The sequence below is a fragment of the Micromonospora sp. LOL_024 genome (genome assembly GCF_048060415.1).
Classification (GTDB): domain Bacteria; phylum Actinomycetota; class Actinomycetes; order Mycobacteriales; family Micromonosporaceae; genus Micromonospora.
In genome coordinates, this window is the sequence record NZ_JBHMIS010000083.1 from 1 (window position 1) to 6,052 (window position 6,052).

6 protein-coding genes are annotated in these 6,052 nt (G+C 66.6%); all 6 read right to left on the reverse strand.

Going from position 1 to position 6,052, the window contains the following annotated elements:
* Positions 1-256: transposase (locus ACFHWY_RS27850; protein WP_416583222.1), on the reverse strand; the 256-nt coding region annotated here is incomplete at its 3' end.
* Between the two features lie 120 nt (positions 257-376).
* Complete coding sequence (gene cas4 / locus ACFHWY_RS27855) at positions 377-907, reverse strand: CRISPR-associated protein Cas4 (protein ID WP_416583223.1); 531 nt, start codon at positions 905-907, stop codon at positions 377-379.
* A complete protein-coding gene (gene cas7c / locus ACFHWY_RS27860) occupies positions 904-1,767 on the reverse strand; it encodes a type I-C CRISPR-associated protein Cas7/Csd2 (RefSeq protein WP_416583224.1) in 864 nt (287 codons plus the stop codon). Before cas7c ends, cas4 begins: the two co-directional genes overlap by 4 nt.
* Complete coding sequence (cas8c, locus tag ACFHWY_RS27865; protein WP_416583225.1) at positions 1,764-3,590, reverse strand: type I-C CRISPR-associated protein Cas8c/Csd1; 1,827 nt, start codon at positions 3,588-3,590, stop codon at positions 1,764-1,766. Before cas8c ends, cas7c begins: the two co-directional genes overlap by 4 nt.
* On the reverse strand, positions 3,590-4,276 hold the full coding sequence (cas5c, locus tag ACFHWY_RS27870) for a type I-C CRISPR-associated protein Cas5c (protein ID WP_416583227.1): 687 nt from the start codon (positions 4,274-4,276) through the stop codon (positions 3,590-3,592). Before cas5c ends, cas8c begins: the two co-directional genes overlap by 1 nt.
* 511 nt (positions 4,277-4,787) lie before the next feature.
* A partial coding sequence (locus tag ACFHWY_RS27875) for a CRISPR-associated helicase/endonuclease Cas3 (protein WP_416583226.1) occupies positions 4,788-6,052 on the reverse strand: 1,265 nt, incomplete at its 5' end.

Consider the following 6,052-nt stretch of genomic DNA (forward strand, 5'->3'; position numbering starts at 1 on the left):
TGCCGTCGTCACGCCACAGGGCGAAGTAGTAGTAGGTGGCCGACTTCGGCGGCAGGTCGTGGGGCAGGTACGACCACTGACAACCGGTCCGGTTCTGGTAGAAGATCGCGTTCACGATCTCCCGTAGGTCGTAGTCACCGTGTCGACCTGACACCGACACCGCGACCCGCTTGGCCTTCCACACCTGCAGGAACGGCCCGATCAACGCCCACTGCTCGTCGGTGACGTCACTGGGATACCGCTTCCGATCACCCATGACCGGGCTAACGCCGCAGCAGCCCGAACGGTCACGACCAGGACTCACATTCCACAGATCGACCAGCCACTATCCATGGCGAACCCGCCAGAAGGTCTCCAACCGGGCGCAACGCATAGATCAGATCAAGCTACTGCGGACCGCCCTCTCAAGCAGCCGGCGTACGGCCAGGGTTGCGGCTACGACCCGGTCGAGCAGGTCGACGTCGATGGGTATGGGGTGTCGGCGACGTTCGGCGACGGAGTAGATGTAGCCGGTGGGCACGGTGAAGCCAGCTTCGAGAAGGCAGAGTGCTTGCCCGCCGAGCTGCAGTTCGGCGGGGCCGCCGGGCTTGTAGCGTCCGACCTTGTACTCGACCGGTGTCGCCGTGTCGTCCTCGAACTCGACGATGTCGCAGATGCCCCGAAGTCCGTGGGTGTGGCTCCAGACCGGCAGTGATCGGATCACGGTGAGGCCCCGGCGTCGTTGGATGCCGGGCAGGTCGACGGTGGTGTGGCTGAGGTCGCCGCGTACTGTCGCAACATTTTCCGTCCAGACGCCCTCAACGTGAATCAGCGCGGTCTGTCGGTGGCAGTAGGCGTAGTGCTCCAACGCGGACAGCGGCACCTCCCGCAGGTCGGTGCCGCTGCCCGGCGGGTGATCGTCGGTCACGGCCAGAGGTCAACCAGCTTGGTCAGCTCCACGCCGTCGGGCAGCATCGTCTCGTTGATGGTGCGGGTGTAGTCGGTGTGGGCGCGTGGCGCCTTCTCACGGTTGACTCGGTCGAGCGCGATGCGTTGGGTGAGGGCTGCCGAAGGGGCGACACCGAGCGGGTCGGGGTGGCTGAACACGTAGAGCCCGCACAGCTTCATCTCGCCGCGGGTGGCGGCCCGATCGTGGTCGAACATGACCGTGATGGCCTGCCACAGCGCCGCCAGGTCGTCGCTGGTCACCCCGGTCTTCGTGGCGCGGGGAGCGGAGTAGAACAGGTGCGACCGGTAGAGGCCGTACGGGACGGTCCACTTGGAGCCGATTTCCGTGCTTTCTCCCTTGTTGATGTCTTCCTGGCGGGTCTGAGTGACTCGGGTGATGGTGTGGTCGGTGGGCAGGATCGCATCGATGCTGCGGGAGAAGGTGAGCTGCAGCGGGCCACGGACCTGGCCGGCGCCGCCGCCCTTGCCGGTGGACAGCACACCGCCGAACATCCGGATGTCGAAGTAGTGCTCGCACATCCACCGCTGCGCCTCGTCGGCCTTACCCGGGTTGGCCTTCAACGCCGCCTCGATCCGGGTGTTCAGGGCGTGGCCGGCTTCGACGAAGATGCCGTAGCGGGGGTCGTCGCCGCGCAGCAACGACACCGTGTCGCGGATCTTGCGTTTGATCGCCACATCGGTGACCAGACCCTGTCCGCTCTCGTCGTCGGTACGCGGCTGGTTACCGGCATCCGGGTCGCCGTTGGGGTTGCCGTCGCTGACATCGAACAGCAGGACGGCGTCGTGGCGGCGGGTCGGGTCGAGGTGCGCGGCGGTCATGCGTCGTCTCCTTCGTCGATGGTGCTCGGCGCCACGTCGGCGGGCTCGATGGGCAGGTCGGTCTTCTTCTTGTTCGCGGCCGCTGCGAGCCGTTCGGTCCTCATCTCGGCTCGCTGCTGGTGGTAGCCGAGGATGAACTGGGCCTTGTCGGCCAGCACCGCCCCGGTAGGAATCGCGTCGAGTTGGATGAACAGGTCGTCGAGCCGCCGTTCGTATGCTTCCGACCAGTTCGGTCGGTGCAGGGGCCCGCGCAGCCGCTTGAGCCACGCCTGCACGTTGCGGCGTCCGGAGACGATGACGACCTGCGGGTTATCTATCGCTCGGCCGAAGTAGCGCTCGGCGAAGGTGGTGTTCAGCTTCTGGTCCGCGACCCGGAACACGGTCCGTTGCAGGTCGTCCATGACGGCGAAGATGCGGCCGGACACGTAGGCCGGCTGCTTGTGTTCCACGTTCAAGGTGGGCGTCAGCCTCTCTCGTTCATGCTCGGGCAGGTTCGGGTGCCGACGAAGGGCAAGCCGGATCAGTGCAGCGCGAGCCGCGTCGAGCCGCCCATCGATACGGATCCGATTGATGACGTGATTGAGCATCTTCGGCGGCAACGGCCGCCTCAGCAGCGCGGCACCGAGCAGGCGGTGGAACACATCGGGTGGTCGTTGCTCCCCCTTCCCCCCGAAGTTGGTCCATGTTCCGGGGCCGCCGTTGCGTCCCGCCTCGAACCGCCCGGCCGCCCGCGCGAGCTGGGAGACCTTGACCGTGGCGACGTCACCGGTCCAGGCGTCGACCATCGTGTGGTCGTCGAACCAGGCCCGGATGTTCTCCTTCACCCGGCTGATCGGCTGCTCGACCCAGTCCCGCACGACGACCCGGGCGACGTTGCCGCCCACGGTCACCGAGCAGTACCGGGACAACTCGTCGACCGTCGCTTCCGTTCCCCCGGCCGGACCGGCCAGCAGGTTGCGGATCTGGGTCGGGTCCAGCTGCTCGACGGTCGACCACGGGTCGAAGGTCGACCCACCCAGCACCCACCAGGCAAGCCGGGCGTTCTGCCCGGACAGGGCGGTGCTGTGCGCCGGATTCGAGAGCAGGTCGGTCATCGCCGTCATGAACTTGAGGCCGCAGTCCGCGCAGATCGGGGTGTTGGTGAGGAACTTCTGCAGCTCGTAGCCGTGCACGGCCTCGTTCATGCTGACCAGCGACGCGCTCTGGGTGGCGCCCGGCACCCAGCGGCGGGGGATCTGCTGCGGCACGGTCTTCAACAGCGGCTGCACCTGCCCGCAGACCAGACACAGACCGGAGCGGCCCGAACCTTTCCGGTCGCCAGCCACCCCGGCCCAGTACTGCCGCGCCGCGCCGGTGTCTGCCGCGTAGACACTGTCGACCGATAGACCGATCAGGTCGCCCCTGCTCCAGTCCGCCGGTGGTTGAAGCGTGGCGGCGTGCCCGTCGCGGTAGAAGGCCACGATCGCCGGCCCTAGGCCGTCAGGCTCGGCGGCAGCCCATTCGGCGATCAGCGCACGGAAGGCGTCGTGCTGCTTCGCGACCCGCTCCGGCTTGGCGCCCTCGGACAACCAGCCGAAGACGTACTCGCCGTTGTCGACCGCGAGGGCGGGCGAGATCCCGACGGTACGCGTCACCGCCGGCACCAGGCGCGGCGTGCCGAACCGCCGCTGCGGGTCGTCCTTGTCCGCCGTGCTGACGAAACCGCCTCGGGGTACGCCATTGCCGTCGATGTCCAGACTCCACCGCACCGGTTTACGGGCGTAGAAGGCCGGGATGACGTCCTCACTGGTGTCGGCGTACTCCACCAGCCTCTGCAGCAGCACTACGCCACCTGTCCTTCCGGCAGCGTCAGCTCGATGCCCCGCTCGGGCACGTACAGCACCCCCGCTACTACCCGCGCGGCGAACCACTCCATCCGCGGCTGACCAGGCCCACTGTCGCGGTGGATGGAGTGCAGCATGATGCCGATCTCCTCGTTGACATCCGCCCGCGGGGTGTCATCCGGCCAACCGAACTCGGCGCTGAACTCGCGAGTACCGAGGTACGGCCGCTGGAAGCACGCCCCCTTGCGGACCCGCCGCCGAAGCTGGTCTCGATACGCCGCGACCGACTTGTCCGCGTGCGCCGCCAGCTCGATGTGCGCGTGGATCCGATACCCCACATCACGCAGGCAGACAGCGTTGCGCTGATCGCGGTGCGCGGCGGTGTCCACCCGACGGACGCCCTTGATCGCCTCCGCCAACGGTGCCACATCAGACGTCTCGTTACGTCGCACAGAGAACTGCCGGACCGGCTTGAGTACCTCGATCGCGACGATCCGGTACTGCATCTCGGGCTTCCAAAAGATCGCTTCCAGGACACCCACCGCAGCCGACGGTGTCATCACCGGGTAACTGACCCGCTCCACCTTCAACTCCGGCCGCGAAAACAACGCCGCCTCGCCACTGACCTGCACCACAACCGGAAGATCGCCTTCCGCGCTCCGCCGCAGAGTCAACCCGTTGACCACATCCATCGTCACAGCACAAATCCCTCCCAGTACCAGAGCCAACCAAACAACGGTCTACGTCGCTGAACCACGGGCGTCCGCAATCGCCTCGGACGGCAGGAGCGAGGATCTACTGCCGGTACGACAAAAGCCGGCCGACAGATCATCAGAACCTGCTCCCCGTTGGCCCAGCCATCAACCGGCCAGGAATGCACAACGTTCAGTCCCAGCCGGAGGGCACAAAAGGTCTCGATCAATATCCGAGGTTGCGACTCTCAGCACCACGAGGCACCGCAGGGCGCCCAGTTTGCCGTCGAGCGCGTTGGCAGGCTATCTGAACTTCCTCGGGTATTGGTCGTAGCAAGACTGTCAGAAAGCTGACTACGATTCGCTCGGGAAAATGCGTCCCCGCGGTCCCGAGCAGGACTCACTTTCGGCAGGCAGCCCCGGCGCCCCCTGGCGACCGTATCCCGGTCGAACAGTAGCGCGAAGAGGAATCGCGTTTCTCCTCAACTGGCGCCAGAGACCGTGCTCAGAAAAGAAACTGCTCTAGATTCGGGTCGAGGTTGATGCCAGTAGCGCCGTCGTACTCACCGACCCACTCGACCAACGCACCCCGCCGCACCTCGCCGCCGAGAATCGGCCGCAGCAGCGCCATCACACCGGGTTGACGAAGGGCGCTCGGGTGCAGGTTCGTCGTGTACGCCTGCAACTGCCGCAGCTTCAGAAGATCCGGTACCGGCGCGCGCCGCAGATCCTCAATCACGTTTTCCAGTTCACGCCGTAGCTCAGGCGTCGCCGCGCCCTGTGGCGTCACCACGCTGATCCCGTCGTCGTCGATCATTCGGAACGCCAGCTTCCGATCCCGCCGCCTGGTACTCGCATCCATCGGCCCGTCGGTCACCGTCTCGAACTCCCAGCGTCGCCGGGCCCGCTGGATGCGCTGCCCGACATGGTGGCCATCGGCAAGATTCAGCAGGTCGTACACGTTGCGGTAGAAGCGTCCGAGCGCCTCCAGATCATCCGGGTCAGCCTTGTCCGGCCCGAACTGACGCCCGGTGCAACCCACCAGCGTCTTGTACGTGGGCGGCTGCCCACCGTCCTCCGGCGCGAACACCACCACCCGCCCGCCTTCCGCTATCCGCCCTTCACGGTTGGCTCGCCCGCCTGCCTGGAGCAGCGAGTCGGCCGGCGCCATCGCCCGGAACACGACCGGGAAGTCGACATCCACCCCAGCCTCGATCAGCTGAGTGGACACGAGAAGGACGCGTTCACCCCGACTGAGACGCGCTCGCACTTCCTCCAGCACCCGCCGACGATGCTCCGGGCACATCCGGGTGGACAGATGCCACGCCACACCAGCCGGCTCGGTCTCACGCCACCGTTCGAAGACCACCTTGGCGTCCGCGGTCGTGTTGACCACGACCAACGCCGCCAACTGCGACCCGGCCTGCTCGGCGACGTCGGTCAGCGTCGGCTTCGGGTCGAGCTGCCACTCGTACCGCACTCGACGCAGATCACTGACCAGCTTCGGTGTGTCATGGATCAGGTCGGTGCAGGGCACGTCCTTGAACTCGTCGAGCGCCCAGAAGCTCGGCTGCGTGGCGGAGGAGAGCAGAACGGTCGCACCGAATTCCCGCACCAGCAGCCGCAGTCCATCGAGGATCGGGGCGAGCATGGCGTGCGGCAGCGCCTGCACCTCGTCCAGCACGATCACCGAGTTCGCCAGCCGGTGCACCCAGGGTCTTTGCGTTGTCGATGTGCGGGGCTGTGAGCTGGGCTGACGTGTCGATTGGG